At 45.0% G+C, this 694-nt stretch carries 1 protein-coding gene; it reads right to left on the reverse strand.

Annotated features, from left to right (window positions below):
* The coding region (locus tag AB4653_RS27605; protein WP_372105839.1) for a ParB/RepB/Spo0J family partition protein at positions 1–694 on the reverse strand (694 nt) is incomplete at both ends.

The following is a 694-nucleotide window of genomic DNA, read 5'->3' on the forward strand; positions in this document are numbered from 1 at the left end:
CTTCTAAAGTCTCTGTCACGTCTTTTGTTAAACGAGTTACGCCTTGAGCTTCGCTGCGCTGCCACACAAAACCTTCAGAAGCACCACACTTGGTCAGTAATGTTTGTTGCTGCTCACTAGTAAGACCGCTAAATTGTTTGTGTAACTTAACAATAGTCGGACGGCCAAGATCGCTCACATTTGGGTAAGCTTGTAATAATTCAAGTGGTAAAGCGGCCGCTTTCAACGCGCCACTCACCAAAGCTTCACTGCACTGGAACATTTTAGCGAGTGCTTTCTGGTCTTCAGCTTCGCCTTTATCAAGCTTCGCTTGCATCTCCTTCCCCTTCTCATAGAGAGAAAGTGGTTTATGAGCGTTAGCTACATCTGATAAAAACTTAGCATGTTCGCCGTTAATGTTTTCAGCGACATAGATCAAGAACTCTTTGTCAGCCAAAATACATGACATACGACGACGGCTACCATCAAGAACTTCAATCTTGCCGTCTTTGTTCTTACGGCCAACCGCTGGATATTGCTGGCCGCGCTCTTTAAGCGTAGTTAGTACGTCAGAAAGCGCGTGCTCATTCAAGAAAGACTGCTCACGAGCATTCTCTTCAAAAACAACCGTTCGTGTTGCTACATCAGCGGCTGGAATTCGAACCAATTCAAATGAAACTAAATCTTCACCCGCAACAGAAAGCTCAATCACTTG

The organism is Vibrio sp. 10N.222.48.A3 (genome assembly GCF_041475345.1).
GTDB lineage: Bacteria > Pseudomonadota > Gammaproteobacteria > Enterobacterales > Vibrionaceae > Vibrio > Vibrio tasmaniensis_A.